The organism is Agrobacterium tumefaciens (assembly GCF_013337285.1).
GTDB lineage: Bacteria > Pseudomonadota > Alphaproteobacteria > Rhizobiales > Rhizobiaceae > Agrobacterium > Agrobacterium burrii.
In genome coordinates this window covers 1-26984 of the sequence record NZ_SUPW01000015.1, presented here as the reverse complement: position 1 = coordinate 26984, position 26984 = coordinate 1, and the positions used below count along the sequence as shown (strand labels likewise).

Here is a 26984-nt window from a genome sequence, read left to right as displayed (position 1 = left end):
AATATTGATTTCAGTAGCTGCCGCGCGACAGGCACACGGCTGGAATGGTCTTGACGATGATGAAGACATCCTGCCGCATCGACCAGTTCTGAACGTATTGCGTGTCGAAAGCGACGCGGGTCTTGTAGGAGACGTCGTTACGGCCGCTGATCTGCCACAGGCCGGTCAGGCCAGGACGGGTGCTGAGATAATATGCGGCATCGCTTTCATAATAGCTCAGTTCCTCGTCAACGACGGGGCGCGGGCCAACCACGCTCATTTCACCACGGATGATGTTGAGGAGCTGCGGCAGTTCATCGAGGGAGAGCTTACGCAGCACCGCGCCGACGGCGGTGACGCGCGGATCGTTCTTGAGCTTGCGGGTCGCGCGCCATTCTTCGGCGGCTTCCGGATTGGCGGCAAGATATTGCCGCAACATCTCGTCACCGTTCATCGCCATCGTCCTGAATTTCAGGCAATGGAAATAGCGGCCATTATGTCCGACACGCCGGTGACCGTAAAAGATCGGGCCGGGATCGGAAAATTTCACCAGAGCGGCGATCAACAGGAAAATCGGGCTGAAGATGAGCAGCGCAAGCACAGCCGATGCCATATCGAAGCTGCGTTTTGCGATGCCCCCGATAGGGAAGCTGACATCGAAATCTTCGGAACTGCTGAGTGTCTGTTCAGCCGATTGGGTCGCGGACTTCATAGAGTGAACTCCATTTATGTTTTGCGATTGGTCGGTGCCCGGAGGCGTGTCTTTCCGTCTAAAGGAGATAACAAGTCTGTGTTCGGAATTTGATGCTAATGGATTTTTTGTAAGGCACATTGCCTATGACCGTCTATGCGATTTCTTGCGGCAGCGGCCGATCAACCTCCGGGCAATATTATCCGCTGCATAAAAAAGCAACAAATGCGCCTATGGCCATGTGTCCAGAGCATGGGTGTCGCCGCTGCATGTATTGCGTTTTCGACCCCGGATAGTCTTTTCTTATATGTTTCTTATGACTTGATGGGATGAGACAGGAACACCAAGAAAAGCCATGCGTGTAACAGACTATTAAATTTTTTTGCGGCGCAGCAAGATTGCGGCAATGCATATAAAATTTGACATATTAGCCGGGATTTTTTTACCCGGCACTGTGGCTTTGCCAAGAAAAAGCGATGGAGAAGTTGCAAGAGCGGCGCAAAAGCGGCAAAATAGTGGCAGGAATTCGTATCAAAACCTCGTCATCCTGCAGAAAATCCTCTGCTCCCGGCCGTTTTTTTCCGCGCATGATGGAACGCCCGCCCTTCTTGCCCCACCTGACGCAGAACCCGGTAGAATCAGAAGGTGGGCGGCGTGCAGGCACTGATGACCTCGCACGGCACGGGACCGATGCAGCGGAAGCGATGCGGCCGGCGGCTTTCGAAATAATAGGCGTCTCCCGGTCCCAGCACCCGCCTCTCGTCGTCGACCGTCACTTCCAGACGCCCGGAGAGGATGATGCCCCCCTCCTCACCATCGTGCACCAGCGGCACCTTGCCGGTATCGGCGCCCGGCTGGTAACATTCCTTCAGGATTTGCAGGCTGCGACCGAAGACATTGTCGCCCACCTGCCGAAACGAGATCGGCCCCTTGCCGATCTCGACCAACTCATCCGCCCGGTAAAAGGCTTTGCGGCTTGTCTCCGGCTCGAAGGCGAAAAACTCGGCAAGGCCGATGGGTATGCCGTCGAGAATACGCTTCAACGCCCCCACGGACGGGTTGGAGGTGTTGCTTTCGATCAGCGAAATCGTCGAATTGGTCACACCGGCGCGCCTTGCCAGTTCCCGCTGGGAAATATTGTGGCGCAGCCGCAAATGCCGCAAACGCCCGCCTATATCCACCGACATGCTGGAGCCTCCGTTACCCTTGTTCGAAATACCGAAAACCTGCCTTTTCGCGTATAGCATTTTCAATGACTTGGCCACAGCGAGAAAAGGGCTTGTTCAGTCTGGAAAATAGCTTTCAATCATCGGCAACGAACAGGAGAACCATGATGGACAACCCCAGCCGATCCAATTCCACCTCGCTTGACAGCTACTGGATGCCGTTTACCGCCAACCGGCAGTTCAAGGCCAGCCCGCGCCTGCTGGTCAGCGCCGAGGGCATGTATTACACCAGCGATGACGGCCGCCAGGTTCTCGACGGTACGGCTGGCCTCTGGTGCGTCAATCTCGGCCATGGCCGCCAGCAGATCGCCTCCGCCGTCAAGCACCAGCTTTCGACCATGGATTACGCGCCCTCCTTCCAGATGGGCCATCCCGTCGCTTTCGAATTCGCCGAGCGGCTGGCGGAAATCGCTCCCGGCCCGGAAGGTGCAAAGCTTGATCGCGTCTTCTACACCGGCTCCGGTTCAGAATCGGTCGATACGGCCCTTAAGATCGCCATCGCCTATCAGCGCGCCATCGGCCAGGGCACCCGCAGCCGCCTGATCGGCCGTGAGCGCGGTTATCACGGCGTCGGTTTCGGCGGTATCTCGGTGGGCGGTCTCGTCAACAACCGCCGTGTTTTCCCGCAAATCCCCGCCGACCATCTGCGCCACACCCACGATCTGGCGAAAAACAGCTTCGTCAAGGGCCAGCCCGAGCACGGCGCCGAGCTTGCCGACGATCTGGAACGGCTGGTCGCGCTGCATGGCGCTGAAACCATCGCCGCCTGCATCGTCGAGCCGGTGGCCGGCTCCACCGGCGTGCTGGTGCCGCCGAAGGGTTATCTGGAGCGCCTTCGCGCCATCTGCGACAGGCATGGCATTCTCCTCATTTTCGATGAAGTCATCACCGGTTTCGGCCGCGTGGGCGCATCATTCGCCAGCAACTACTTCGGCGTTACGCCTGACATCGTCACCACCGCCAAGGGTCTGACCAATGGCGCGATCCCCATGGGCGCGGTCTTCACCAGCCGCAAGGTGCATGATGCGCTGATGCATGGCCCGGAAAGTCAGATCGAGCTGTTCCACGGCTATACCTATTCCGGCCATCCCGTCGCCTGCGCCGCCGGCATCGCCGCGCTCGATATCTACCGCGACGAAGGCCTCTTTACCCGCGCATCTGAATTGCAGGATGTCTGGCACGATGCCATCCATTCTCTGAAGGGCCTGCCAAACGTCATCGACATCCGCACCATCGGCCTCATCGCCGGCATCGAACTGCAATCGCGCGATGGCGCCATCGGCGCGCGCGCCTATGACATCTTCACGGATTGCTTCGAGCGTGGCCTGCTTGTCCGCGTCACCGGCGATATCATCGCCCTCTCGCCGCCGCTGATCGCCGAAAAATCCCATTTCGATGATATCCTCTCAATCCTCGGCGACGCGCTGAAACGCGCAAATTAAAAGTATAAAGTCCTAATATAGGAAAGGCTGCAATAGAAATTGCAGCCTTTTTTTCACTTTTATCAAAACAGAGCGTACATAGATCATTTATTAAGCATGTTCTATTATTTTCCCGCAGTATAACCAACAGCGCGGGAACGTCCCCATGGCGTCGATTCAGAAAAAGATAATATTGGCTAGCATTGCAATCTTTTCCATCACCGGCGCCGCCACGGGCGTTGGCATGTGGGCAACGGAAACGCTAAACCGTAACAGCGAATATGTCGCACTTTCGGCAGAAGTGCTGCGCAACCACATGCAGGCGGACATGATGCATGATGCATTGCGCTCCGACGTACTTGCCGCCATTCTTTCCACCAATGCCAGTATGGGCCTCGATCTCAAGGCGGTTGAGGCTGACCTTGGCGAACATGAAGCCAGCTTCCGCGAAATGATCGAGGCCAACAGGTCTCTCTCAGCCGGCACAAACGTCAAAACCGTGATCGACGGCGTCGAAAAACCGCTGCTCGCTTATATGGACGCCGCCAATGCGGTTGTCGGCCTTGCCGGCTCCAGCCCGGAAGAGGCGATCAAGCTGATGCCGGAGTTCATGCGGCAATTTTCGGCGCTTGAAAAAGCGATGGAAACGGCCGGCGACCAGATCGAGGCCCTGTCCGATGCCGCCTCGGCCGAAAGCGAAAAAACCAAGGAGACCATCAACCTTGCCTTGAAGGGCTTGCTGGTTCTGGCGGCAATTTTTTCCGCCGGGCTTTTCCTTCTCACCCGCAAATCGGTTATCCATCCCATCCTGCAATTGTCAAAGAACATGGAAACACTGGCGGGCGGCGATACGTCTCAGCCACCCTCCGGCATCGACCGCAAGGACGAGATCGGCTCCATGTCCTGCGCGGTCGAAATATTCCGACAGGCGGCCATCGCCAACCGGGTGCTTGAAGAACAGGCGGCAGCGGCCCGCCTGCAGGCGCAAGCCGATCAGGAAGCAGCACGCCAGCAGGCCGAGGAGGACGCTTCCGAACGATTGCGCATTGCCACATCAGGCCTCGCTAGCGGTCTGAAGCGGCTGGCTTCGGGTGATCTGGCCTTCCAGCTCGATCAGGCCTTCGCCCCGCAATTTGAAGCCCTGCGGCACGATTTCAACAGTTCTGTCCGGCAGCTGGCCGAAACATTGTTTGCGATTTCCGATGGTATCGGCACTATCGACGGCAGCAGCCGCGAGATTGCCGCCGGCGCCGGTGACCTTTCCCGCCGTACGGAAAATCAGGCAGCCTCCCTCGAACAGACCGCCGCAGCGCTCGAGGAAATCACGGCCAATGTCTCAAACGCCAACAAACGCACTTCTGAGGCGCGGCTTGCCGCCACCGACGCCAACCACAGCGCCCTGAAATCGGTTGAGGTGGTCAGCCACGCCGAAGAGGCGATGCGCCGCATCGAGACATCGTCGCGGCAGATTACCGGTATCATCGGCGTTATCGACGAAATCGCTTTCCAGACTAATCTTCTGGCGCTGAATGCCGGGGTGGAGGCCGCCCGCGCCGGTGAGGCCGGCAAGGGCTTTGCCGTGGTGGCACAGGAAGTGCGCGACCTCGCCCAGCGTTCCGCAAAGGCCGCAAGCGAAATCCGCGACCATATCCGCCAATCATCGGCAGAAGTGGAAAGCGGCGTGAAGCTGGTTCTCGATACCGGTGCGGCGCTGAAGGATATTGGCGAGCGCATCGCCGGCATCGACCAGCACATGACCGCGATTGCGACGTCAGCCGCCGAGCAATCGACGGGGCTTGCCGAAATCAACGCCGCCGTGAACTCCATGGATCACGCCACCCAGCAGAATGCGGCGATGGTGGAACAATCCACCGCCGCCTCGGCAACGCTTGCCGCCGAAACGGCAAAGTTGCGCGCACTGGTTTCACGTTTCCGTCTGGATATGGAAGGTGTCGGTGGCCACGACATCATCCGTCACGTGGCCTGAGGCGGAAGCATCGCGCTGCCATTCGCCCATCATTTCCAGCCGCCGATTTCAGCGGCTGGAAATTTTTGTCTATCAGTAGGTCTGGACCGGCCGCGACAACCCGTCGCCAACCACGCCATTGCCATATTGGGCAACGGGCACGCCTTCCTGACCGATCGGCACACCCTGCTGCGCCGGGCCAAGCGCCGTCACAACGATCGGCGTACCATCCGGCACGCGGTTATAGAGATCGACGATATCCTGGTTGATGAGGCGCACGCAGCCTGATGATACCGACTTGCCGATGGTCCACCATTCGGGCGAACCGTGCAGACGGTAGATCGTGTCCTTGGCGTCCTTGAAGATATAGAGCGCACGCGCGCCCAGCGGGTTCTTGAGGCCCGGCTCCATGCCGCCGTTGCGGCTGCTGTACGGCTCCAGTTCCGGCTGGCGGGCGACCATCTCGTCGGGCGGCGTCCAGCGCGGCCATTGGCGCTTGTACTGGATGACGCCGCGGCCGGCCCATTCGAAACCGGCGCGGCCGAGACCTACGCCGTAACGCATGGCCTGACCGTTCTCATAGGTGAGATAGAGGAAATGGTTGGCGGTATCGACGACGATGATGCCGGGGCGCTCGCCTGTCGGATTGGCCACCATCTGCCGCAGAAACTGGCGTGGAATGCGCTTATAGGGAATTTCCGGCAGCGGAAACTGCTCGTCCGGCTTGGGGCCGTACATCAGCGCATACATCGGGTCGTCGGCGGGGGCGGTCGGCCGTGCGGCTTCGCGCGCCGTGGTGTTACAGCCCGCAAGGCCGGCAAGCGCCAATCCACCTGCTCCAAGCAGGAAACCCCGCCGGGTCGTTGTCGTGTCGTTCAATTGAAAAACCTCATTTACGTCATCTCACACTGGCAAAGGGGTCTGCCAGCGCCGCATCGGGGCGGCTGATAGGGTACTTCGTGCCGGAAACCTGCGATGCCATGGACTTGGCGCCGCTGGATTTCAGAATGGCACGGAAGCTCGGATGCATGCCGCCGTCTACATACGCGCTGAGAGGGGCGGAAGTTCCCTCGTTCATCGCGGCGGCAATTTTTTGTTGTTCCTCGGCCAGTTTCGACGCCACAGCCGGGTCCGGCTGATTGATGGCTGGCGGGCAGGCGGCCAGCGGATCGGCGGGCTCACCTTCGGCAAATTCGCTGTTGAAGACATAGCGGCGCCCGCAGACGGAGACCTTGGGCTGGCGACGCGTTACCTCGAAATAGTCGTAGCCTTCCTTGAGCGTCTTCCAGAAAGGCATGTTGGGATCGTCGCGATTGGTCACCATGTTTCTGGCGCTCATACGGAAAGGATAGGCCTGCACCTGAAAACGATCCTGCCCGCCCTGCAGAGCGCGCGCCACGACGGCGTAAATCTCGCCGACCTGCTGGTCGGTCATGGCGTAACAGCCGGACGATGAGCAGGCGCCGTGCACCATCAGCGCCTCGCCGGTGTAACCGAGCGCCGATTCCAGCCGGTTGGGATAACCGAGATTGAAGGAGACGAAATATTGCGAATTCGGGTTCAGCATGCCGGCCGAGACATGATAAAAACCTTCCGGCGCCTGCCGGTCGCCGGTCTTCATCTTCGGCCCGAGCTTTCCGGACCAGCGGCACATGGGATAGGTCTTGAGCAGCGCATAACTTCCGGTCTTGTCGATCTTCCAGACCTCAAGCTCGCTTTCCTGCTTGAAAATGCGAACGAGGACGGGGCTTTCAGGCCGCATGCTCTTGGCGGACATCTGCGCCATCATCTTGGAGGACAGCTTCGGCGGGTCTTTCTTGACACTATCAAGGCCCATGGAGGTGCACGCGGCAAGACCGCCGCCGATCGCAACGACCGCAGCCACCCTTACCCCCGCCATCACCTTCAGCCGTAACCCCGCAACCGCGAAACCCAGCAATGCCTTCATGTCCATGGATCGTTCTACCCGCCTGATTTGCCCGCCTTTCAGGCAGACGCTTAACTAGCGAAGGTGGCCACAACGCGGCAACCTCGCACATGGACAAAGTCTCGTGAACAGACGTTACCCTTTCGTTAATCATAGGGACACAAGCCCGTGAAGGGCGCCGGACGATCCGCCTATCGAAGCAGCCCCTGCCCGCCGTCGATCCAGACCGGCGTGCCGGTAATGTGGCGCGATGCATCGGATGCCAGGAACCCGATCAGCGCGGCGACATCGTCGCTCGTGCCTGCGACGCCTCCGGTGATCGGAATATCTCCGGCAGGAAAATGAACCGGCACTTCGGTCTTTTCGCGTCCACGTATATCGGTGTTTTCATCGATCGCCGTATCGATCTCGCCCGGACAGACGGCATTGACGCGAATGCGGTGCCGCCCAAGCTCCAGCGCCAGTTGCTGGGCCATGGCGAGCTGCCCGGCCTTGGTCACGGAATAGGCGGTAGCACCGGGCGAGGTGAAGGTGCGGGTGCCGTTGATCGACGAAACGATAACGATGGAGCCGCCACCCGCCGCCTTCAGATGCGGCACGCTGGCATGCACGGTGAGATAGGTGCCGCGCAGGTTGATGCGGATCGTGTCGTCCCACTCGGAAGGCTTCAACTCATCGATGGGCGCCCAGACGCCGTTGACGCCGGCATTGGCCACCACGACATCCAGACGACCGAAGCTTTCCACCAGCGCTGCGACGGCATGTCGCATGGCCGCTTCGTCCGAAACATCGGCGACAAGGACCTTCGAAGAGCCGGATGCGGCTTCTATATCAGCCGCTACCGCCCGCAATTCGGATTCGGTGCGACCGAGCAGGCCAACCGAAAAACCTTCCGCGGCCAGATAGAGGGCGGCGGCGCGACCGATGCCGGAACCCGCGCCGGTGATGAGAGCAACTTTGCGGTAAGCCAATATCACAGCCCGCCTTTTCTGGAGGCTATCGAGGTGACGGTGGCCGAAACCGGATCGCTGGCTGGAAAGCTGTCTTCCAGTCCCTCGTCCAATTCTTCTTCCAGAATATCGCGATCCTTCGCGGTGCGGGCGCTTGCCTGACCATGCGGAACATCACCCTGCGCCGTTCCCAGCGCGGAAAACTGCGACGACGCATCAGCGCCGTGGCGGGTGCCAAAAGCCGTCAGCTGAACCATCACTGCGCTGGCGCGTTTGATGGCCTCGGCATCATCGATGCCCTCCAGCCCATCAGCGAGACGGACGGAAACCTGATCGCCATCGCTGCCGACGAACTCGACGGATATGACGCCGTTATTGCGTTTTACATAGGTCGTGGAAAGTTGCATGACATGCCCTCCGGTTTGAAAAGCATCGGCTTAGCCATCCGATGCGGTAACACTGAAACCTGAATTCACAACGATGGCAGAGCGGAAGGGGTTCCAGATGGATCAGGCCTTTGGCCCGGAAATGCAGGGGAGTTTCTTCAAGCGTGACGCGCTGGACGTGGCCCGCGCGCTCATCGGCGCGGAATTTCGCGTCGGCAATGCCGGCGGCATCATCGTGGAAACCGAAGCCTATCATCCCGACGATCCGGCATCCCACGCCTTCAACGGGCAGACGCCTCGCAACAGGGCAATGTTCGGCCCGGCCGGCCATCTTTATGTCTACCGGTCCTATGGCATTCACTGGTGCGCGAATTTCGTCTGTGCGCCCGGCTCCGCCGTGCTTCTGCGCGCCATCGAACCTCTGACCGGCATGGACATGATGAAACTGCGGCGCGGAACCGACAAGCCGAAACTTCTTTGCTCAGGCCCCGGCAGGCTCTGTCAGGCAATGGCCATTACCGGAGACATGGACGGCATGCCGCTCGACGCCCCGCCGTTTTTTCTACGGTTGCCGAAGGAAGCCGCCGCCATTACCAGCGGCAGGCGCATCGGCATCAGCCGCGCGGTGGATTATCCATGGCGCTTCGGGCTTGCAGGCTCGACCTTCATCAGCAAGAAGTTCGAAAACCTCGAGAATAAAGCCGTCTAGAGGACTTTTGGCGGCTGATCGTTTTCGTCGGGATTGGGGGTTGGAATTTCGTCCGGCAGCCTGTCGGGTTCCGGCTCTTCCACCGGCGGAATATCCGGCTGCGGCGGCACCGGCATTGGCGGTTCGGGATAAGGTTCGACGGGAACGGTCGACATCGCGGCCTCCTGATATAAATGCGCGATCCAAACCGGATTGCGCTTTCATCTATCGGGACAACGCGCCTGCGCCGTCGCCATTCAGGCGGCGCAACATAAGAATTCGCCCATCGGTCATATGCCGATCAGGTCCCTTCGGTCCGGTTGCGCCGCCCCGTGGTTATACAGGGAAACGCCGGGACCGGCGGTCCGTTCCGTTTTTAGGAAGCTTTTTGCGGCGGCTCAGGCAAAACCGAGCGCGCTGCGGGAAATATCGCGGTTTTCGCAATAATCTCGGGAATGGGCCTCATGGCCATGCTCACGGGCTGTCGAACGGGTCAGTTCCGGGCTTGGAACATTGAGCAGCGCGTCGGCGTAAGTGCCGGTCGCTTCCACGTCATCGATCACAGGCTGCTGTTGCGGTTTTAAAAATTCAAACATCCGTCGTCCTCCTTCGACACGTCCCCTCAACGCGCCGGCCCAAGTCCTGTTCCATAACGAACACGACTGCTTCGATTATACATGAGATGTTGCTGCCGTATAGATGACGAAAGGCGAACGCTATCAACTGACGTTCACAAAATGGAGTGGAATCAGTGAGCTATGCCGACAAGTTCAGGCAGGCCCGACCGACTCCCTTAAGATCAGCTCCACCGGCCATAATTCCTGAACCTCGCGCACGGGCCGGCCGCCGACGATCTGCAACAGCAGGTCCGTCACCCGCATGCCGGCCATGCGCATGGGCGAGCGGGTGGTGGAGAGCGGCGGCATCATGCTTTCCGGTGTCAGATAAGGAAACACGTCATCATGAGCGATGACGGAAACGTCCTTGCCGATGATCAGCCCCATCTGGGTTGCAGCGCGATAGACCCCCTGCGCCGTCATCATCGCACCCGCCACGAAGGCTGTAGGGCGCGGCGTCTGCTCCAGAAGCGAACGGGCAAAACGGAAGGCCGCCTCTTCGCTGAAATGCTCGCTCATCATGAAACGCGGATCCGGCGCGATGCCGTGGGTCGCCAGCGCATCGCGAAAACCCTGTTCTCGATCCTGCACGAAGGTGCGGCCGACCGGACCGTTGATAAGGGCAATCCGCCTGTGTCCACGCTCCAGAAAATGGATCGTCGGGCGATAGGTCACGTCGTGATTGTCGATATCGAGCCAGGCATGTTCGAACGGCGTCTTGGAGCGGCCATGCACGATGAATGGCACGCCCAACCGGTGAAGCAGCGCGATCCGCTCGTCCTCCGGGCGCGGCGAATGCACGATGATGCCATCCACCCGTCCGCTCGATGCAAGCCGGCTGAAAATCGCCAGCTCCTCGTCAAGATCATTGTCGACCGTCACGCTGACGAGGATGTCGGTCTCTTCCCCTTCCAGCCGGGTCGCCATTCCGCCCATGAATTCCGAAAAGAAATGCCCGCCGCCTGAACGACCCATAACGACGCCGATGGCGCCGGCCCTGCCGGTTGCCAGCCTGACCGCGTTGGCATTGGGCCGGTAGCCGTATTTCAGCGCAGCCTCCATCACCCGCTGCCGCGTTTCCTCGCGCACCTCGGGATAGCCGCCAAGCGCCCGGCTGACGGTGGTGGGCGACAGCCCGACCTTTTCTGCGAATTCCTTGAGCTTCATGTTTTTTGCCAATTTGCCCCTGCATGCGTTGCCGCTGCGGATTTTTCAAGCCGACAAAAATTGAAAACGATTTCAATTTTCCATCTCCAGAAACCTTACAGGTGGCATTCTTGAAAGGCAAACGCCTAAAAATTGCAGGAGAAATGGCCCGATATCCACCCAATTAGAAAGAGTATTGACAGATTGCCCGGCTTTTGCGAGCTTCCTTTCAGTCAAAAGCGCTTTCAATTTTGAGGATGATCGGGAGCGTCAACGGAGGAGTTTTGACAATGAATATTTCCATGAAGACTTTGTTCCTATGCGGCAGCGTGTTTTCTGCCGCCGTTTCCGTGCAGGCTGCGGAAATTTCCATCGCCGCCAATTCGACCGGCAAGAACGTCGCATTTTTCAAAGAGCGGATCGCCGCCTTTGAAAAAGAGACCGGCCACAAGGTCAATCTCGTCACCATGCCGTCTTCATCAAGCGAACAGTTCAGCCAGTACCGGCTGTGGCTTGCCGCCGGCAACAAGGATGTCGACGTTTACCAGACAGACGTGATCTGGGCGCCGCAGCTAGCCGAGCAATTCGTCGACCTGACCGAAGCGACCAAGGATGTCATCGGCGATCATTTCCCCTCCATCGTCGCCTCGCAGACCGTGGACGGCAAGCTCGTCGCCATGCCGATGTTCACCGACGCGCCGGCTTTGTTCTACCGCAAGGATCTTCTGGAAAAATACGGCAAGCAGCCGCCGAAAACCTGGAAGGAACTGAGCGAGACCGCCAGGGAAGTTCAGGACAAGGAACGCGCAGCTGGCCAGAAGGACCTGTGGGGCTTCGTTTTCCAGGGCAGCGCCTATGAGGGCCTGACCTGCAACGCGCTGGAATGGATCGCGTCGGCCGGCGGCGGCCATATCGTCGAAAGCAACGGCGATATCTCCATCAACAACGAGAAGGCCGCAGCCGCCATCGAAGCAGCCAAGGGCTGGGTCGGCACCATCGCGCCGCAGGGCGTGCTTGCCTACAAGGAAGAGGAAGCGCGCGGCGTCTGGCAGACCGGCAATTCCGTCTTCATGCGCAACTGGCCCTATGCCTATGCGCTTGGAAATGGCGCAGACAGCGCCATCAAGGACAAGTTCGGCGTCACCCCGCTTCCGGCCGGTACTGAAGGCGAAGCCCCAGCCTCGACACTCGGCGGCTGGAACCTTGCCGTCTCGAAATATTCTGCAAATCAGGAGGCGGCCATTCAGCTCGTGAAGTTCATCGCATCCAAGGAAACCCAGAAGATGCGTGCCGTCCAGCTTTCCAACATGCCGACTATCGCTTCTCTCTACGACGACAAGGATGTCGCGGCCGCACAGCCCTTCATGCCCACATGGAAGCCGATCTTCGAGACCGCCGTTCCCCGCCCCTCCGCCTCGGCCAAAGTGAAATATAACGAGGTTTCGGCCAAGTTCTGGGGCGCGGTTCACAACACGCTCTCCGGCAACGGCACGGCGGCGGAAAATCTCGAGTTGCTCGAGGTTGAACTGACCGATCTCAAAGGCAACGGCTGGTAATCCGGCCCGCGCGGGCAGCGGTCTCATTTGGCCGTTTCCCGCGCCCCAACCGCGAGATATATCCATGAACGACATTGCCCTTCAACGACCGGTCGCGGCATCCGGCACCGGCTCCGACCTGCAATCGGAACGCCTGAAATCCGCATGGCTGTTTCTGGCCCCCACATTTCTGGTGCTTGGGCTGGTGGCCGGCTGGCCGCTGGTGCGCACCGTCTGGTTCAGCTTCACCGATGCGTCGCTTACCAATCTCGAGGGTGCGCAATTCGTCGGCCTCAAGAACTACCTCACCTGGATCACGCTCAGCAGCGGCCGCACCATCTATCGCGGTCTGCTGGCCGATCCCGCCTGGTGGGGCGCGGTTCTCAATACGCTGAAATTCACCATTCTTTCCGTCAGCTTCGAAACCGTGCTCGGCCTCATCGTCGCGCTGGTGCTGAACGCCGAATTCAAGGGGCGCGGCTTCGTGCGCGCCGCCATCTTGGTCCCATGGGCCATTCCCACCATTGTTTCGGCGCAGATGTGGGCGTGGATGCTGAACGACCAGTTCGGCATCTTGAACGACCTGTTCCTCAATCTCGGGCTGATCTCGCAAAAAATCGCCTGGACGGCCAATCCGGATACCGCGATGGTGGCCGTACTGATCGTCGATATCTGGAAGACCACGCCCTTCATGGCGCTGCTCATCCTCGCCGGCCTGCAGATGGTGCCGAAGGATATGTATGAGGCGGCCAAGGTGGATGGCATTCATCCGGTCAAGGTGTTCTTCCGCGTCACCCTGCCGATGATCCGCCCGGCGCTCATGGTCGCCGTCATCTTCCGCATGCTGGATGCGATGCGCGTCTTCGACCTCATCTATATCCTGACGCCGAACAACGCCCAGACCCGCACCATGTCGGTGCTGGCGCGCGAGAACCTGTTCGATTTCGACAAGTTCGCTTACGGTGCTGCGGCTTCCACCATGCTGTTCCTCATCATCGCCTCGATCACGGTCATTTATATGTGGCTCGGGCGCGTCAACACCGATGGAGCCGCGCGATGACCGTCACCGATATCGTCAAGACTACAGCCTTTTACGCCCTGGTCGCCATCATCATGGTGATCTCGGTATTCCCGTTTTATTACGCGATCCTGACCAGCCTGAAATCCGGCTCGGCGCTGTTCCAGGTCAATTATTGGCCGCGCGAGTTCTCGCTGACCAATTACAGCTTCGTCATCGGCAACGGCACGTTCCTGCGCAATCTCGGCAATTCGCTGTTCGTTGCATCTTCGGTCGTCGTGCTGTCGCTGTTCCTTGCGGTCACGGCGTCCTATGCCTTGGCCCGCGTCCGCTTCCGTGGCCGCTCGCTGCTGCTGCTCACCATCCTGTCGGTTTCAATGTTCCCGCAGATCGCCGTTCTTGCCGGCCTGTTCGAACTGATCCGCTGGGCGGGCATCTTCAACACACCGCTGGCGCTGATCTTTTCCTACATGATCTTCACCCTGCCCTTCACGGTCTGGGTGCTGACAACCTTCATGCGCGACCTGCCGATCGAGATCGAGGAAGCGGCAATCGTCGACGGTGCGACGCCCTGGGTTATCATCACGAAGGTGTTCATGCCGCTGATGTGGCCCGCACTCGTCACGACAGGGCTCCTCGCCTTCATCGCGGCGTGGAACGAGTTCCTTTTCGCGCTCACCTTCACCTCATCGAACGAGCAGCGAACGGTGCCGGTCGCCATCGCCCTTCTGTCGGGCGGCTCGCAGTTCGAAATCCCGTGGGGAACAATCATGGCGGCCTCCGTCATCGTCACCGCCCCGCTCGTCGTCCTCGTTCTGATCTTCCAGCGACGCATCATCTCCGGCCTCACCGCCGGCGGCGTCAAAGGCTAGGAGAAATCTCATGACCACCATTCAACTGCGCGATCTTCGCAAATCCTTCGGCGCCTTCGATGTCATCAAGGGCATCGACATGGATATCCGCTCCGGCGAATTCATGGTCTTCGTCGGCCCTTCCGGCTGTGGCAAGTCCACATTGCTGCGTCTCATCTGCGGGCTGGAGGAAATCTCCGGCGGTACGCTTTCCTTCGACAGCGAGACGGTCAACCGCCTGCCGCCCGCCAAACGCGGCGTCGCCATGGTCTTCCAGTCCTACGCGCTTTATCCGCATATGACCGTCTTCGAGAACATGGCCTTCGGCATGAAACTGTCAGGCGCGGACAAGGAGCAGCGCAAAAAGCGCGTCGAAGCGGCAGCCGAAATGCTGCAACTCACGCCCTATCTGGAGCGCCTGCCGAAACAGCTTTCCGGCGGCCAGCGTCAGCGCGTCGCCATCGGCCGCGCCATCGTGCGCGATCCCAAGGTGTTCCTGTTCGACGAGCCGCTTTCCAACCTCGATGCGGCATTGCGCGTCGCCACCCGTCTGGAAATCGCCAAGCTGCATCGCGAAATGCACGATACGACGATGATCTACGTTACCCACGATCAGGTGGAGGCGATGACGCTCGCTGACCGCATCTGCGTGTTGCGTGATGGCCGCGTCGAGCAGATCGGCACGCCGCTGGAGCTTTACGAAAGCCCTGTCAACACCTTCGTCGCCGGCTTCATCGGCTCGCCGAAGATGAACTTCCTCACAGGCAAATATGCCGAGGCGGAAGGCGCGGCGACCATCGGCATTCGCCCCGAACATATCACCGTCACCACCGGCGAGAACGGCTGGAGCGGCGAGATCGTGCATTCGGAAATGCTGGGATCGGACAGCTTCATCTATGTCGAGATCGGCGCTGGCGAACCCATCGTCGTTCGCGAAGAAGGCGTGACCGACCGCAAGGCTGGCGAGCGCATCACGCTCGTGGCCGATGCGGCGCAGATCCATCGTTTCGACAATCAAGGTCAGGCGCTGGCCCGCAATCCCGTGCGCGGCGCTGCCTGAGATTTCAACTTTCGCCGGGATCACCCAAGGTCCCGGCTTTCACCGAGGAGCATGATAATGACCATCAACACCGTTGTATGGGGCGAAAATATCCACGAACACATCAATGAGACGGTGCGTTCGATCTATCCGAACGGCATGCATAACACCATTGCCGATGCGCTGAACCAGAACCCCGAAATCAACGCCACCACCGCCACGCTGCAGGAGCCGGAACACGGCCTGTCGCAGGAGCGCCTCGACAAGACCGACGTTCTGGTCTGGTGGGGACACAAGGACCATGGGGCGGTGCAGGATGAGATCGTCGAACGCGTCGCCAAGCGCGTCTGGGAAGGCATGGGCCTCATCGTTCTGCATTCCGGCCACTTCTCCAAGCCGTTCAAGCGGCTGATGGGCACGCCCTGCGCGCTGAAGTGGCGCGAGGCGGGCGAACGCGAGCGTCTGTGGACCATCAATCCACGTCACCCAATTGCCGCCGGCCTGCCGGAACATTTCGAGCTGGAAAACGAGGAAATGTATGGCGAGCAGTTCTCCGTGCCGGAGCCGCTGGAAACCGTGTTCATCTCCTGGTTCCAGGGCGGCGAGGTCTTCCGTTCCGGTCTCACCTGGCGTCGTGGTGCCGGCAATATCTTCTATTTCCGCCCCGGCCACGAAACCTATCCCACCTATCACGACGCCAATGTCCAGAAGGTCATCAGCAACTCGGTAAAATGGGCCTATAATCCGGTCGGCGCACTGAAAAGCATCCACGACGCCCCCAATGTTCCCGTCGACAAGGCGCTGGAGCCTATCGAGGAACGCGGCCCCAAGCTGCATCAGGCAGGCGAAGCAGGTTACAGGTAAGGGCTTGGAGATACTGGCATGAGACTTCTCATTCTCGGAACCGGCGGCATGGCCAACAACCATGCCACTTATTTTGCGCAAATCCCCGGTGTCGAACTCGTCGCGGCGGTGGATGTGGACGATGTGGTGGTGCGCGGCTTTGCGCTCCGCCACAACATCCCGCTCTCCTTCACCTCGCTGGATGATGCTATTGCCTGGGGCGAATTCGATGCGGCGGCAAACGTCACGCCTGACGCCATCCACCACCCCACCAGCCTGAAGCTGCTGGCAGCCGGCAAGCACGTCTTCTGCGAAAAGCCGCTGGCGGAAAACTACGCCAAGGCCGCCGAAATGGCCGACGCCGCCGAAAAGGCCGGCCTCGTTGCCATGGTCAACCTCACCTATCGCAATGTCGCCCCCTTGCAGGCGGCGCGCGAGATGGTGTTGGCCGGCAAGATCGGCAAGGTCCGCCATCTCGAGGCCTCCTATCTCCAGAGCTGGCTCGTCTCCAAGGCCTGGGGCGACTGGATGACGGAGAGCAAGTGGCTGTGGCGGCTTTCCACCAAGCACGGCTCGAATGGCGTTCTCGGCGATGTCGGCATCCACATTCTCGACTTCGCCTCCTATGGCGCGGGCAGCGATGTGGAGCGCATCTTCACGCGGCTGAAGACCTTCGACAAATATGAGGGCAATAAGATTGGCGTCTACGATCTCGACGCCAATGACAGCTTCACCATGACCGCCGAACTGGAAAACGGCGCCATGGGCGTCATCCATGCCAGCCGCTGGGCGACGGGGCACTTGAACGAACTGCGTCTGCGAATCCATGGCGACAAGGGTGCGCTGGAAGTCATCCACACGCCCGACTATTCCAGCCTCCGTGCCTGCATTGGCGAGGATGTGGAAAAGGCAATCTGGAAGACGATCGATGTCGACCCCGTGCCGACGAATTACGAAAAATTCGCCAAGGCTGTCATGGAAGGCGGCCCGGCCGATCCGGATTTCCGCCACGCGGCCAATCTGCAGAAGGTGCTCGATCTATCGATCATCGCGGATCGGGAACGGCGCGAGGTTGCCGTTTCGGCTTGATATGAAAGAACAACATGCGGCAAAACGTTGCCGCATGTTTCTTCTCCCCGAGGGGGAGAAGGTGGCCCGAAGGGTCGGATGAGGGGGCAACGTCCTCGGATTTCGGCGAGCAAGCCCCCTCATCCCGCTGCCGCGACCTTCTCCCCCTCGGGGAGAAGAAATAAGCGGCTTCCACTCGCTCAATACATTGTGCGCTTCTTGAGGATGCAAGCTACAGCGTGAAATTTCACTCCCACGCAGCTTCAAACCCCGCGCTTGTTCCCCCACAACAGCACATGCAGCTGCGGCAGCACCCGCACCGAAAACCAGCGGTCTTCGCTGACCTTGTCCACCAGCCACAACATCCGGTCCATCACCCCGTCGATATCCACGCGCGCATCGTCATCATCGGGCGGCGGCGGGGTATGGTTGCCGGGCTGGAGATAAACCGGCAGGTTCGGGAAACGCGCGGATGCCGCTTTGGCATAGGCATAATCCGCATCGTCAAAAACCACGATCTTCAACGCCACCTGCGGTCCATCGCCGGCGGCGGCGAGACAGTTTTCGAGAGCCTGCCAGTCCGTTTCCATGCCGCTCGATGGCGGTTTAGGGCTCAGCACCAGATGGTCGAGATCGGCAAACCAGTCTTTGGCGACACTGCCCTGCGTTTCCAGCGCGAAACGATAACCCCCGCCCTGCCCCTTGGCGATCAACGGCCCAAGCGGCTGGATGGCCGGATTACCGCCTGACAGCGACACCGTCAGCGGCACGCCGCCCGAAAGCCGCCGCACCTCCTGCCAGATCGCCTCGACCGGCATCGGTATCCACGTCTCGCGGTAATCGCTATCGACGGCATGCAGCGTATCGCACCAGGAACAGCGGTAGTCGCAGCCACCGGTGCGCACGAAAACCGTTGGCAGACCGATCAGCGGCCCCTCACCCTGAATAGTGGGGCCGAAGATTTCGCTGATGCGGATCGTCGTTTCCTTCGCTGCCACTTTCTGTGCAGCCGCCGTCATGGCCGATATTCCGCCCAGGTCTTAGCGGTTTCGCTGACCCGCACGGCGCTGGTTTCCGGCAGTCGATCCTTGCACCAGTCGTAGAAATGCTTCGCAAGGCATTCCGCCGTCACCCGGTCATGGCCGAGAACATCATTCAGATGGCGATGGTCAAACTGGTCGTCAATGTAGTGCTTCAGCGGCGCAAGTTCGTGATAGTCGCGCACGAAACCGTGCTCGTTCAGCGCTTCACCCTTCAGTTCCACCTCGACGATGTAGTTATGGCCATGCAGACGGCTGCACTGGTGATCGGCGGGCAGGCTTTTCAGCTGGTGCGAAGCGGAAAAGTGAAATTCCTTGGTGATGCGAAACATCAGCGCACCTCCTGTGCTGCAAAGGCGTGGGTGGCCGCCACCCAGAAATCCGGGTCCTCATAATCGGTCGGGTCGGTAACGCCGGCCAGATGAAAGGCCTCGCGCCGCTCCACGCAAGTGCCGCAGCGGCCGCAATGGGTGAGGCCGCCCTTGTAACAGGACCATGTTTCGCCGAAGGGCGTGCCGTATTTCACCGCATCGGTAACGATTGCCGCCTTCGAGACGGTGACGTAGGGCGCAAACAGGGTGACATCGGCATAACCTTCCAGCGCATGCGCCTGCATGGCGTTGAAGCTGTCGATGAAGCCCGGCCGGCAATCGGGATAGATGAAATGATCGCCGCCATGCACGGCAATCGCCACCGCATCCGCCTGTTGTGCGGCGGCAAGGCCAAAGGCGATGGTGAGCATGATGGCATTGCGGTTCGGCACCACGGTGGAGCGCATGGTCTCCTCCGCATAATGGCCATCAGGCACGTCGATATCATCAGTCAGCGCCGAGCCGGTGAGATGCGCGCCGATGGTTCTGATATCGATGACATGATGCTGCACGCCAAGGCGCTCGGCGCAACTGGCGGCGAAATCCAGTTCCTTCTTGTGGCGCTGGCCATAATCGAAGGAGACGAGAGCGAGAAGTTCGTGTTCCGCCGCGATTTTATGGGCAAGCGAAACGGAGTCCAATCCGCCGGAGCAGATGACGATGGTTTTCATAGGTTGGGATCCCTTGTTTTGACCGGGTGGGCTGCGACCGGATTACAGGGGGCGGCTTTAAAGCAAAGTGCTGGATTTGTGAAGGGCTTTGCCAAAAACACAAAAGCGGCGAAGTCACCTTCGCCGCTTTCCAATCGCTTTATGGCTTAACGCAGCAGCGCCTGCGCTTCCTCGATACCGAGAGCGGCTGGCTGGGTGCAGGTCGTCGTCATCTCAATGAAACGACCTTCTTCGCCTGACTTCAGGATCGAGGTCATCACGTCGATGCCATGCAGGGAACGATCCAGCGAGCAGCGGGCATCCCGGCCTTCCAGAATGGCAATCGCCATATCGGCAAGGCCGGCCGTGCGATAATTGGCGCGCGGGCCGTTCGGGCTTTCCTGATTGGAGACGCCGAAGGGATGCGCCCAGTCGTCCAGCGGCTGGATGTCCTTGTCGCGGCCGCTGGCCTCCACCACCCCACCGAAGAAGTTCGGGTCCGGCACGTAGATTGAGCCTTCCGTGCCGTAAAGCTCCATATTGGCGTGGCGATGCGACCAGACATCCCAGCTGGCCGAAAGCGTGATCGTCGCGCCGTTCACGAATTCCAGCAGAGCGTGGATATTGGTCGGCGTTTCCACCGGGATGATTTCGCCGTTCAGCGGCTGGCTGGTCACCGTGCGGGTGGGGTTGGCCATTGTCGTCAGCGCACCGACGCGTTTGACCGGGCCGATAAGGTTGATGAGGTTGGCGACATAATAAGGACCGAGATCGAGGATCGGTCCGCCGCCCTTCAGGAAGAAGAAGCCCGGATTGGGGTGCCACATCTCCATGCCGGGGCTCATGACATGGCAGGTGCCTGATGTGATGCGCCCGACCTTGCCGTCATCGATATATTGCCGGGCAAGCTGATGCGAACCGCCAAGGAAGGTATCCGGCGCGCAGCCGACGGAAAGCTTCTTCTCGCGGGCGATACGCCGCAGCTCCTCACCCTCTTCAAGCGAAAGCACCAGCGGCTTTTCCGAATAGACGTGTTTGCCTGCTTCGAGCGCTGCTTTCGACACCGGAAAATGCGCGGCGGGAATGGTGAGGTTCACCACCACATCGATGTCAGGGTTGGCGAGCAGTTCCTCAATGGACTGCGCGACAACGCCAAATTCTTCCGCCCGCAGTTCGGCGGCATTGCGGTTAAGGTCGGCGCAGGCCAGCACCTTGATGCCCTTGAAGAGCGGCGCCAGCGAGAAATAAGCAGACGAGATGTTGCCGCATCCGATGATGCCGACGCCAAGATCCCTTTGCATGATGAAAACTCCGGATTGAGACTTAATAGGTTTTGAACGAGGCGATCGAGCGGGTGATCAGCCGGTCGATATCTTTTGGATTGTCGTGCTCGACCACGAAATGTTTCGTGGCGGATTTCGCCTTCAGCGCGGCAATGAGACCCTTCCAGTCCACGGTGCCATGGCCGACATCGGCCCAGCCATCTTCATCCGCGTTTTCGCCTGCGGGCGCGATGTCCTTCACATGCACGGCGGTGATGCGCTTGCCGTAACTTTCGATCCAGGCAAGCGGATCGGCATTGCCCCTGATAATCCAGGCGATATCCGCTTCCCATTTCAGGTCCGGCCCGCCAGCAAATATCTGTTCCTGCGGGGTGGAGCCATCCTCGAGCGCCTTGAATTCGAAATCGTGGTTGTGCCAGCCGAAGGTCAGCCCGGCATCCACGAAGGGCTTGCCGGCTTCCTGCAGCCGTTTGCCGAAGGCGAACCAGCCGGCCGCATCCGCCGGACGCTGGTCGGGCATAAGATAGGGGCAATAGATCGCCTCCACGCCCAGCACCTTGGCGATATTCAACGCCTTTTTCGGATCGCCTTCCAGAAGGTCGAGGCCGAAATGGCCGGTTGGCATGGAAAGGCCGTTGGCGTCGAGTTCAGCGCGCAAGTCCTTCAAACCGGCCTCATCCAGCGACGCATACATGGCGCCGTAACCTTCGACCTGTTTGTAACCCGCCGCCGAAAGCTTCTTCAAAATATCGGAAAAAGGCTGGAAATTGCGGGCGCTGTAAAGCTGAAAACCGAGTTCTGTCATTGTCTCCTCCATAGAGATTTTGCGTCTTGGGATTGTGTGTGGGGGAATTACCGAGCCTCTAAAGCCGATCCTCGCTCTCGGCGTCGAACAACGAGGCCATTGTCAGGTCGAGGCCGAGGCGAACCTTGGTGCCGGGCGAAAACCGCCGGTGGCCGCCGACGCGCACCGACATGGTGTGGCCGGCATGTTTCAGCCAGATCAGATTGTCGGCGCCCATCGGTTCCTCGATATCGACCACCGCCTCATGCACCTCGCCACTAAGGATATCGGCATCGACACGAACATGTTCGGGACGAACGCCGAGAACCACGGCGCGGCCGGCGGTGAGCGGCGTTTCCGGCTGATAACCATCCAGCGAGAAGGTGACGCCATTGGTGGTGAACACCACCTTGCCGTCTTTTTCGATCAACTCGCCGCGCAGAAAATTCATCGACGGCGAGCCGATGAAACCGGCGACGAAGAGGTTCCTCGGCTTGTTGTAGATGGTGACAGGATCGGCCAGCTGCTGGATGACGCCGCTTTTCATGATCGCGATGCGATCCGCCAGCGTCAGCGCCTCGATCTGATCATGCGTCACATAAATCATGGTGTTCTTCAGCGCCTGGTGCAGGCGCTTGATCTCGACGCGTAGTTCCGAGCGCAGCTTGGCGTCGAGGTTGGAGAGCGGTTCGTCGAACAGGAACACGTCAACATCGCGCACCAGCGCCCGGCCGATCGCCACGCGCTGGCGCTGGCCGCCAGAAAGCTCGGCGGGTTTGCGCTTCAGCAGCGGCTCGATCTGCAAGATGGCGGCGGCCCGTTTGACGCGCCGGTCGATTTCCTCTTTCGGAATCTTCGCAACCTGAAGGCCGAAGGAGAGGTTCTTCTCCACCGTCATCTGCGGATAGAGCGCATAGGACTGGAACACCATGCCGATGCCGCGATCCTTCGGCTCCTCCCAGGTGACGTTGCGGTCCTTGATGAAAATCTGCCCGTCGGTCGGTTCCAGAAGGCCGGCGATGCAATTGAGAAGGGTCGACTTGCCGCAACCGGAAGAGCCGAGCAGCACGAGGAATTCGCCGTCGTAAATATCGAGATTGAGGTCTTTCAGCACGGTCACCGCGCCGAAGGACAGGGAAAGATCGCGGATGGAAACGCTTTTGTTCATATAGCTCAACCTTTTACTGCGCCTGCGGCAATGCCGCGGACGAAAAGCCTGCCGGAGACGAAATAGACGATCAGCGGCACGGCACCCGTCAGAAGGGTTGCGGCCATGTTGACGTTATATTCCTTCACGCCCTGCACGGAGTTGACGATATTATTGAGCTGCACCGTCATCGGGTAATATTCCGGCCGCGTGAACACCACGCCGAACAGGAAGTCGTTCCAGATGCCGGTCACCTGCAGGATCATCGCGACAACGAAGATCGGCAGCGACATGGGCAGCATGATGCGGAAATAGATTTGCCAGAAATTCGCGCCGTCGATGCGCGCCGCCTTGAACAATTCCTCCGGCAGCGAGGCGAAATAATTGCGGAACAGCAGCGTCAGGATCGGCATGCCGAAGATGGTGTGTACGATGACGAGGCCGGTCAGCGTGCCATAAACGCCCATTTCACGCAGCACGATGACGATGGGATAGATCATCACCTGATAGGGGATGAAGGCGCCGATGATGAGGATCGAGAAGAACAGCTCCGACCCTTTGAACTTCCAGTTGGCTATGGCGTAGCCGGTGACGGAGGCGACGGCGATCGAAATGATGACGGAAGGCACGAGAATGCGCACGGAGTTCCAGAAGCCGCGCGAAAGCCCGTCGCAGTTCAGACCCGTGCAGGCATTCGCCCAGGCTTTGACCCATGGCTCGAAGGTGATTTCCACTGGCGGTGCGAAGATATTGCCGAGACGGATTTCCGGCATGCCCTTCAGCGAGGTGACGACCATCACGTAAAGCGGCAAAAGGTAATACGCGGCGGCGACGAACAGCATGCCGTAAAGAATGATGTTTCGGCGGGAGAAGGTTTTTCTCGGTTTCCTGCCACGCGGGCCGGAAAGGTCGCTCGCAACCGCATCCGTGGCAACGGCCACCGTGTTCAATGTGCTGATATTAGCCACGCTTCTTGCCTCCGAATTCAAGGTAGGCCCATGGAACGACGATGATGGCGACGGTGAGAAGCATCATGGTCGAGGCGGCAAAACCCTGCCCCAGATTTTGTGCCTGAAACATGTAGTCATAGACATATTTCGCCGGCACTTCGGACGCGATACCCGGCCCGCCGCTGGTCTGCGCCACCACCAGATCGTATACCTTGACGATGCCGCTGGCGATGATGACGAGCGTGGTGACGAAAACCGGCCGCATCATGGGAATGATGATGAGAATATAAGTCTTCCACATCGGGATGCCGTCAACGCGCGTCGCCTTCCAGATATCCTCATCGATGCCGCGAAGACCGGCCAGCATCAGGCACATGACAAGCCCTGTGCCCTGCCAGAGCGCCGCGATGAGAATACCGTAGATGACAATGTCGGGATTATAGAGCGGATCGAAGGTGAAGCTTTGCCAGCCCATCGAGCGCACCACGGACTGGATACCGAATTCCGGGTTCAACAGCCATTGCCAGACAAGCCCGGTAACAATGAAGGACAATGCAAAGGGATAGAGGAAAATGGTGCGGAAGGTATTCTCGAACCGAATTTTCTGGTCCATCAGCGCCGCCAGCACAAAGCCGATGACGAGGCTGAAGATCAGCGACAGAATGCCATAAATCGCCAGATTCTGGATGGAAATGATCCAGCGTGGCGCGGCCCATAGCCGCTCATACTGGTCAAAACCGATGAAGCTCGCCCGCGGCAGAAGCTTGGAATTGGTGAAGGAATAAATCACCGTCCAGACCGTGCCGCCGAGGAAGATCACCATGGCGGTCAAGATCATGGGAATGGAGGCAATCTTGGAATTGAGATTACGAAAAAGCTGATTGGGACGCCTCGAGCGCGTTTGACTTGCCATGTTACCTCCTCCTGTAACGTTACAGTTAGCGGTCAGGCAAAAGCCTTGCCGCATCAAACCCCTGCCCGTGCTGATACTTATTCCACAGACCTGAGGTTGGAGAGGGGGAGCGGCGAACCGCTCCCCAACCCGGAGAGATCACAATCAGTCAGCCGCACCGATGAGGTCTGCGAAGCGCTTCTGGCCATCTGCCGCCGACATCGAGCCGGCGAAGAATTCCGCCATCAGGTCTTCCTTCTGTTTCTGCGTATCGGCAGAAATCAGCTGGTCGGTGCTGGTCAGCGCATTGCCCTTGGCGAGAATTGCCAGACCCTTTTTCATGCAATCATTGGCGGCGTTGAGATCGACGTCGCCGCGGATCGGCAAGGAACCCTTCTTCAGGTTGAAGGCGACCTGCGTTTTCGGATCGACGATGGTTGCCGCCAGCACGTCCTGCGCCTTGGTTTTCGCCTCGTCTTTCAGGACCGGGAAATAAAAGGCGTCGCCGCCGGTGGTGATGTAGTCATTGAGGCCGAGACCCGGCAGGCAGGAATAATCCGTACCGGCCTTCTGGTTGGCCAGCTGGAATTCACCCTGCGCCCAGTCTCCCATGATCTGGCCGCCGGCCTTGCCTGTTATGACCATGTTGGTGGCCTGGTTCCAGTCCTGAACATTGGTTCCCTTGGCCATATCGCGGGCATCGACGGCTGCTGCGAAAATCTTCGCCATATCAGGGCCAGCTGCCGCTTCGGCATCCTTGTCGCCATAGACTTTCTGATAGAGGTCCTTGCCGCCGATCGAAAGCGTCAGCGTGTCAAACAGGCCGTTGGCCTGCCACGCCTGCCCGCCAAGTGCGAGCGGCTGGATACCGGCTTTTTTCAGCGCCGGTGCTGCGGCAACGAATTCGGTCCAGTTCTTCGGAACCTCGACACCCGCCTTCTTGAAGGCTGCGTTGGAAAGCCACAGCCATTGCCAGGAATGGATGTTGACCGGCGCACAATAGATCTTGCCGTCGATCGTGCAGCTGTCGAGCAGGCTTGCCGGTTTGATGACGTCTTTCCAATTGCCCTTTGCGGCAACGTCTGAAAGGTCACGCATCAGGCCGGCCTGCACCAGCTCTTCCGCCTGTCGGCCATGGTTGAACTGGGTGGCCCCCATCGGGTCGCCGCCGGTGATGCGGCTGATCATGATCGGACGGGCAGTGCCGCCTGAACCGGCAATCGCGCCATCTACCCATTTATTGCCGGTCGCATCGAAAGCCTTGGCAAGCTCGGCGACCGCTGCGGCTTCGCCGCCCGATGTCCACCAATGGGTAACTTCCAAATCGGTAGCCCCGGCCATACCCGCCGGTATAATAACACTGGCCAAAAAGGCCGCAGAAATAACACGCATTCGCATGAGTCTCCTCCCTCACTGAAACGTTGCAGTAGGAACGTATGCGAAGATTTTTGATTAGGCAACCGCCCAAAACACGAATCTCGCCATCGCTTTCGCGAGGCGTTTCAGACGGCCCGAAAATGCGGAATGACTGGGCGAAACACGGAATCGCGCGGCGTAACTTACCGGCAATGCCGATCCTTTACTGTGTTGGAACGGACTTCACCCCGGCACAAGACCGGGCGGGCCAAGGCAAACAGGCAAAACGACTATGAAACGTTGGCATATTCTTTTGATCATCGGTTTGGTCGGCGTCGTATCGCTTTTACTGGCGGGGTTCGAGCAGCTTGCGCCGGGAATGCAATTTTCACGCGCGATACGCCTGTTGATGCTGATCCAGCCGGCAATTCTGACCGTCGCGGCGGTCGCGGTCGGCCAGGCTCTGGCCGTAAAAGTCGGGCTTGGCGCGCCGCTGGTCGATGCCTGGCTGCAGGGAGGCAATCTCAGCGCAATACTACGAAGACAGGTGCCGCCCGCACTACTGGTGGGTCTCGCCGTCGGTCTGCTGATGATCGCCTATGCGCGGGTAATCCTGCCATCGGTCACGGATGCGGCGACCATGGCAAAGATGACCGCTTTTTCCGTTCCGCTGACAACCCGAATTCTTTACGGCGGCATCACGGAAGAGTTGCTGACCCGATGGGGCTTGATGTCATTTTTCGCATGGGCACTCTGGCGCTTGGGCGGCAAGGGTGAAGTCCGGCCGGCCATTTTATGGGCCGCCATCGTGCTGGCCGCCACCCTATTCGCCGCCGGCCATCTGCCGCTTCTGTTTACGATTGCCGCTCAGCCGCAGCCGTCGCTGATCATTACAATCCTGCTCGCCAATTTTATCCCCGGCCTGTTGTTCGGATGGCTGTTCTGGCGTCGGGGACTGGAGGCAGCAATGTTTTCCCATGCCTTCGCCCATTGCGTGAACGGGCTGGCATCCTGATCGGGAAACGGCAGTCTGCGCGACTGCCGTTTTTCGCTATTAGAATATAGCTTTAGCGGACAACATCTATTGCCGCTTATAATCATCCTCGATGCGAATTACATCGTCCTCGCCGATATAGGCCCCGGTCTGGATTTCCACCAGT

29 protein-coding genes are annotated in these 26984 nt (G+C 59.4%); 10 read left to right on the top strand and 19 right to left on the bottom strand.

The window, feature by feature from the left end:
- Positions 1-10 precede the first annotated feature (10 nt).
- Complete coding sequence (locus tag FCH38_RS23205; RefSeq protein ID WP_149899187.1) at positions 11-691, bottom strand: sugar transferase; 681 nt, start codon at positions 689-691, stop codon at positions 11-13.
- A 617-nt stretch (positions 692-1308) separates the two neighbouring features.
- Positions 1309-1857 carry a cupin domain-containing protein gene (locus FCH38_RS23200; RefSeq protein ID WP_174375315.1) on the bottom strand — a complete coding sequence of 183 codons (549 nt, stop codon included), beginning with the start codon at positions 1855-1857 and terminating at the stop codon, positions 1309-1311.
- 146 nt (positions 1858-2003) lie between these two features.
- Here FCH38_RS23200 and FCH38_RS23195 point away from each other — a divergent pair, with 146 nt between their 5' ends.
- Positions 2004-3338: an aspartate aminotransferase family protein gene (locus FCH38_RS23195; RefSeq protein WP_174375314.1), complete on the top strand. Its 1335-nt coding sequence runs from the start codon at positions 2004-2006 to the stop codon at positions 3336-3338.
- Positions 3339-3483: 145 nt separating this feature from the next.
- Positions 3484-5304 carry a methyl-accepting chemotaxis protein gene (locus FCH38_RS23190; protein WP_174375313.1) on the top strand — a complete coding sequence of 607 codons (1821 nt, stop codon included), beginning with the start codon at positions 3484-3486 and terminating at the stop codon, positions 5302-5304.
- A gap of 72 nt (positions 5305-5376) precedes the next feature.
- Here FCH38_RS23190 and FCH38_RS23185 read toward each other — a convergent pair whose 3' ends face one another.
- From FCH38_RS23185 to FCH38_RS23170, 4 genes are all read right to left on the bottom strand, one after another.
- On the bottom strand, positions 5377-6162 hold the full coding sequence (locus tag FCH38_RS23185) for a L,D-transpeptidase (protein ID WP_174375312.1): 786 nt from the start codon (positions 6160-6162) through the stop codon (positions 5377-5379).
- A 19-nt stretch (positions 6163-6181) separates the two neighbouring features.
- On the bottom strand, positions 6182-7237 hold the full coding sequence (locus tag FCH38_RS23180) for a murein L,D-transpeptidase family protein (protein WP_174375311.1): 1056 nt from the start codon (positions 7235-7237) through the stop codon (positions 6182-6184).
- A gap of 164 nt (positions 7238-7401) precedes the next feature.
- A complete protein-coding gene (locus tag FCH38_RS23175; RefSeq protein WP_174375310.1) occupies positions 7402-8187 on the bottom strand; it encodes a 3-oxoacyl-ACP reductase FabG in 786 nt (261 codons plus the stop codon).
- Positions 8184-8567 (bottom strand): hypothetical protein, encoded by a 384-nt coding sequence (locus tag FCH38_RS23170; protein WP_174375309.1) that lies wholly within the window; start codon positions 8565-8567, stop codon positions 8184-8186. The genes FCH38_RS23175 and FCH38_RS23170 overlap by 4 nt, the downstream gene beginning before the upstream one ends.
- A 97-nt stretch (positions 8568-8664) precedes the next feature.
- Between FCH38_RS23170 and FCH38_RS23165 the strand changes: the two genes are divergently transcribed.
- Positions 8665-9255, top strand: a complete 591-nt coding sequence (locus FCH38_RS23165) for a DNA-3-methyladenine glycosylase (RefSeq protein WP_174375308.1) — start codon at positions 8665-8667, stop codon at positions 9253-9255.
- Here FCH38_RS23165 and FCH38_RS23160 read toward each other — a convergent pair.
- The 3 genes from FCH38_RS23160 to FCH38_RS23150 all read right to left on the bottom strand — a co-directional run bounded on the left by FCH38_RS23160 (position 9252) and on the right by FCH38_RS23150 (position 11018).
- A complete protein-coding gene (locus FCH38_RS23160) occupies positions 9252-9410 on the bottom strand; it encodes a hypothetical protein (RefSeq protein ID WP_080842802.1) in 159 nt (52 codons plus the stop codon). The two genes, FCH38_RS23165 and FCH38_RS23160, sit on opposite strands and share 4 nt — an antisense overlap.
- A gap of 222 nt (positions 9411-9632) precedes the next feature.
- Complete coding sequence (locus FCH38_RS23155) at positions 9633-9830, bottom strand: hypothetical protein (protein ID WP_035243556.1); 198 nt, start codon at positions 9828-9830, stop codon at positions 9633-9635.
- 174 nt (positions 9831-10004) lie between these two features.
- A complete protein-coding gene (locus FCH38_RS23150) occupies positions 10005-11018 on the bottom strand; it encodes a substrate-binding domain-containing protein (RefSeq protein ID WP_174375307.1) in 1014 nt (337 codons plus the stop codon).
- A 269-nt stretch (positions 11019-11287) separates the two neighbouring features.
- Here FCH38_RS23150 and FCH38_RS23145 point away from each other — a divergent pair, with 269 nt between their 5' ends.
- The 6 genes from FCH38_RS23145 (at position 11288) to FCH38_RS23120 (ending at position 17372) form a co-directional block, all read left to right on the top strand.
- Positions 11288-12553 (top strand): ABC transporter substrate-binding protein, encoded by a 1266-nt coding sequence (locus FCH38_RS23145; protein ID WP_174375306.1) that lies wholly within the window; start codon positions 11288-11290, stop codon positions 12551-12553.
- Positions 12554-12617: 64 nt separating this feature from the next.
- On the top strand, positions 12618-13592 hold the full coding sequence (locus tag FCH38_RS23140; RefSeq protein WP_174375305.1) for a carbohydrate ABC transporter permease: 975 nt from the start codon (positions 12618-12620) through the stop codon (positions 13590-13592).
- The gene (locus FCH38_RS23135) at positions 13589-14422 is read left to right on the top strand and encodes a carbohydrate ABC transporter permease (RefSeq protein WP_174375304.1); all 834 of its coding nucleotides are present in this window, start codon (positions 13589-13591) and stop codon (positions 14420-14422) included. Before FCH38_RS23140 ends, FCH38_RS23135 begins: the two co-directional genes overlap by 4 nt.
- Positions 14423-14432: 10 nt before the next feature.
- A complete protein-coding gene (locus FCH38_RS23130; RefSeq protein ID WP_174375303.1) occupies positions 14433-15461 on the top strand; it encodes an ABC transporter ATP-binding protein in 1029 nt (342 codons plus the stop codon).
- A gap of 57 nt (positions 15462-15518) precedes the next feature.
- Complete coding sequence (locus FCH38_RS23125; protein ID WP_153517106.1) at positions 15519-16304, top strand: ThuA domain-containing protein; 786 nt, start codon at positions 15519-15521, stop codon at positions 16302-16304.
- Positions 16305-16322: 18 nt separating this feature from the next.
- The gene (locus tag FCH38_RS23120; RefSeq protein WP_174375302.1) at positions 16323-17372 is read left to right on the top strand and encodes a Gfo/Idh/MocA family protein; all 1050 of its coding nucleotides are present in this window, start codon (positions 16323-16325) and stop codon (positions 17370-17372) included.
- 242 nt (positions 17373-17614) lie between these two features.
- On the opposite strand, the gene queE is transcribed toward FCH38_RS23120, so the two are convergent.
- From queE to FCH38_RS23075, 9 genes are all read right to left on the bottom strand, one after another.
- Positions 17615-18370, bottom strand: a complete 756-nt coding sequence (gene queE / locus FCH38_RS23115; protein ID WP_174375301.1) for a 7-carboxy-7-deazaguanine synthase QueE — start codon at positions 18368-18370, stop codon at positions 17615-17617.
- Entirely contained in the window at positions 18367-18723 is a 357-nt protein-coding gene (gene queD, locus FCH38_RS23110; RefSeq protein ID WP_153517103.1) for a 6-carboxytetrahydropterin synthase QueD, read from the bottom strand. The genes queE and queD overlap by 4 nt, the downstream gene beginning before the upstream one ends.
- Positions 18723-19433 carry a 7-cyano-7-deazaguanine synthase QueC gene (gene queC / locus FCH38_RS23105; protein WP_174375300.1) on the bottom strand — a complete coding sequence of 237 codons (711 nt, stop codon included), beginning with the start codon at positions 19431-19433 and terminating at the stop codon, positions 18723-18725. The genes queD and queC overlap by 1 nt, the downstream gene beginning before the upstream one ends.
- Positions 19434-19579: 146 nt before the next feature.
- Positions 19580-20713 (bottom strand): Gfo/Idh/MocA family protein, encoded by a 1134-nt coding sequence (locus FCH38_RS23100; RefSeq protein WP_174375299.1) that lies wholly within the window; start codon positions 20711-20713, stop codon positions 19580-19582.
- Positions 20714-20735: 22 nt separating this feature from the next.
- Positions 20736-21500, bottom strand: a complete 765-nt coding sequence (locus FCH38_RS23095; RefSeq protein ID WP_174375298.1) for a sugar phosphate isomerase/epimerase family protein — start codon at positions 21498-21500, stop codon at positions 20736-20738.
- A gap of 58 nt (positions 21501-21558) precedes the next feature.
- Complete coding sequence (locus FCH38_RS23090; protein ID WP_174375297.1) at positions 21559-22647, bottom strand: ABC transporter ATP-binding protein; 1089 nt, start codon at positions 22645-22647, stop codon at positions 21559-21561.
- 5 nt (positions 22648-22652) lie between these two features.
- Positions 22653-23594, bottom strand: coding sequence for an ABC transporter permease subunit (locus FCH38_RS23085; protein WP_174375296.1), 942 nt, complete (start codon positions 23592-23594; stop codon positions 22653-22655).
- Complete coding sequence (locus FCH38_RS23080) at positions 23587-24489, bottom strand: carbohydrate ABC transporter permease (protein ID WP_174375295.1); 903 nt, start codon at positions 24487-24489, stop codon at positions 23587-23589. The genes FCH38_RS23085 and FCH38_RS23080 overlap by 8 nt, the downstream gene beginning before the upstream one ends.
- Before the next feature lie 144 nt (positions 24490-24633).
- The gene (locus tag FCH38_RS23075) at positions 24634-25866 is read right to left on the bottom strand and encodes an ABC transporter substrate-binding protein (protein WP_153517097.1); all 1233 of its coding nucleotides are present in this window, start codon (positions 25864-25866) and stop codon (positions 24634-24636) included.
- 250 nt (positions 25867-26116) lie between these two features.
- On the opposite strand from FCH38_RS23075, the gene FCH38_RS23070 reads away from it, so the two are divergent.
- Positions 26117-26839, top strand: a complete 723-nt coding sequence (locus tag FCH38_RS23070) for a CPBP family intramembrane glutamic endopeptidase (RefSeq protein ID WP_174375294.1) — start codon at positions 26117-26119, stop codon at positions 26837-26839.
- A gap of 66 nt (positions 26840-26905) precedes the next feature.
- Here FCH38_RS23070 and FCH38_RS23645 read toward each other — a convergent pair.
- Positions 26906-26984: hypothetical protein (locus FCH38_RS23645; protein ID WP_174375321.1), on the bottom strand; the 79-nt coding region annotated here is incomplete at its 5' end.

Bases quoted from the DNA above. Each gene is read 5' to 3' on its own strand.
- FCH38_RS23205 (WP_149899187.1), bottom strand. From the start codon at position 691: ATGAAGTCCGCGACCCAATCGGCTGAACAGACACTCAGCAGTTCCGAA.
- FCH38_RS23200 (WP_174375315.1), bottom strand. From the start codon at position 1,857: ATGTCGGTGGATATAGGCGGGCGTTTGCGGCATTTGCGGCTGCGCCAC.
- FCH38_RS23195 (WP_174375314.1), top strand. From the start codon at position 2,004: ATGGACAACCCCAGCCGATCCAATTCCACCTCGCTTGACAGCTACTGG.
- FCH38_RS23190 (WP_174375313.1), top strand. From the start codon at position 3,484: ATGGCGTCGATTCAGAAAAAGATAATATTGGCTAGCATTGCAATCTTT.
- FCH38_RS23180 (WP_174375311.1), bottom strand. From the start codon at position 7,237: ATGGACATGAAGGCATTGCTGGGTTTCGCGGTTGCGGGGTTACGGCTG.
- FCH38_RS23170 (WP_174375309.1), bottom strand. From the start codon at position 8,567: ATGCAACTTTCCACGACCTATGTAAAACGCAATAACGGCGTCATATCC.
- FCH38_RS23165 (WP_174375308.1), top strand. From the start codon at position 8,665: ATGGATCAGGCCTTTGGCCCGGAAATGCAGGGGAGTTTCTTCAAGCGT.
- FCH38_RS23160 (WP_080842802.1), bottom strand. From the start codon at position 9,410: ATGTCGACCGTTCCCGTCGAACCTTATCCCGAACCGCCAATGCCGGTG.
- FCH38_RS23155 (WP_035243556.1), bottom strand. From the start codon at position 9,830: ATGTTTGAATTTTTAAAACCGCAACAGCAGCCTGTGATCGATGACGTG.
- FCH38_RS23150 (WP_174375307.1), bottom strand. From the start codon at position 11,018: ATGAAGCTCAAGGAATTCGCAGAAAAGGTCGGGCTGTCGCCCACCACC.
- FCH38_RS23145 (WP_174375306.1), top strand. From the start codon at position 11,288: ATGAATATTTCCATGAAGACTTTGTTCCTATGCGGCAGCGTGTTTTCT.
- FCH38_RS23140 (WP_174375305.1), top strand. From the start codon at position 12,618: ATGAACGACATTGCCCTTCAACGACCGGTCGCGGCATCCGGCACCGGC.
- FCH38_RS23135 (WP_174375304.1), top strand. From the start codon at position 13,589: ATGACCGTCACCGATATCGTCAAGACTACAGCCTTTTACGCCCTGGTC.
- FCH38_RS23130 (WP_174375303.1), top strand. From the start codon at position 14,433: ATGACCACCATTCAACTGCGCGATCTTCGCAAATCCTTCGGCGCCTTC.
- FCH38_RS23125 (WP_153517106.1), top strand. From the start codon at position 15,519: ATGACCATCAACACCGTTGTATGGGGCGAAAATATCCACGAACACATC.
- FCH38_RS23120 (WP_174375302.1), top strand. From the start codon at position 16,323: ATGAGACTTCTCATTCTCGGAACCGGCGGCATGGCCAACAACCATGCC.
- queE (WP_174375301.1), bottom strand. From the start codon at position 18,370: ATGACGGCGGCTGCACAGAAAGTGGCAGCGAAGGAAACGACGATCCGC.
- queD (WP_153517103.1), bottom strand. From the start codon at position 18,723: ATGTTTCGCATCACCAAGGAATTTCACTTTTCCGCTTCGCACCAGCTG.
- queC (WP_174375300.1), bottom strand. From the start codon at position 19,433: ATGAAAACCATCGTCATCTGCTCCGGCGGATTGGACTCCGTTTCGCTT.
- FCH38_RS23100 (WP_174375299.1), bottom strand. From the start codon at position 20,713: ATGCAAAGGGATCTTGGCGTCGGCATCATCGGATGCGGCAACATCTCG.
- FCH38_RS23095 (WP_174375298.1), bottom strand. From the start codon at position 21,500: ATGACAGAACTCGGTTTTCAGCTTTACAGCGCCCGCAATTTCCAGCCT.
- FCH38_RS23090 (WP_174375297.1), bottom strand. From the start codon at position 22,647: ATGAACAAAAGCGTTTCCATCCGCGATCTTTCCCTGTCCTTCGGCGCG.
- FCH38_RS23080 (WP_174375295.1), bottom strand. From the start codon at position 24,489: ATGGCAAGTCAAACGCGCTCGAGGCGTCCCAATCAGCTTTTTCGTAAT.
- FCH38_RS23075 (WP_153517097.1), bottom strand. From the start codon at position 25,866: ATGCGAATGCGTGTTATTTCTGCGGCCTTTTTGGCCAGTGTTATTATA.
- FCH38_RS23070 (WP_174375294.1), top strand. From the start codon at position 26,117: ATGAAACGTTGGCATATTCTTTTGATCATCGGTTTGGTCGGCGTCGTA.